This is a genomic window from Cognatundibacterium luofuense, assembly GCF_018139685.1.
Taxonomy (GTDB): Bacteria; Pseudomonadota; Gammaproteobacteria; order Burkholderiales; family Burkholderiaceae_D; genus Undibacterium; species Undibacterium luofuense.
Window position 1 is genome coordinate 1 of sequence record NZ_JAGSPN010000188.1, and the last position, 422, is coordinate 422.

At 51.2% G+C, this 422-nt stretch carries 1 protein-coding gene and 1 pseudogene; both read left to right on the forward strand.

Features of this window, described 5'->3' with window-relative positions:
• Positions 1–340, forward strand: a pseudogene (locus KDM89_RS19960) (heavy metal translocating P-type ATPase); the annotation flags it as partial.
• A gap of 7 nt (positions 341–347) precedes the next feature.
• Positions 348–422: cbb3-type cytochrome oxidase assembly protein (locus tag KDM89_RS19965; protein ID WP_212689625.1), on the forward strand; the 75-nt coding region annotated here is incomplete at its 3' end.

A 422-nucleotide genomic window follows, 5' to 3' on the forward strand; every position in this document is an offset into this window, starting at 1 on the left:
TATGAACGATGGTCCTGTACTCTCGATAGCCGACGTGTCGATTGCGATGGGACAGGGTGCCGCGATTTCGCAAACCCGTAGTGATCTGTTATTGATGTCAAACCGTCTCAGTGATTTGATGTTCGGTTTGGGTGTCGCTGAGAAGGCGTTTCGTCTGATTCGCGAAAATTTGATGTGGGCGATCGTTTATAATCTGATTGCTATTCCCGCAGCAGTAGCCGGTTGGCTGGAGCCATGGCATGCAGCACTGGGCATGTCGTTGAGTTCTCTGCTGGTTGTGCTGAATGCCTTGCGACTGTACCTGTTGCCCAGACCCGCGTTTCCACTGACTGTTGAGTGATTTGAGTATGGATATCCTGTATCTGTTGGTCCCTTTGAGTATCGTTCTCGTGTTCGCAATTGGCGGCGTATTCTGGTGGGCC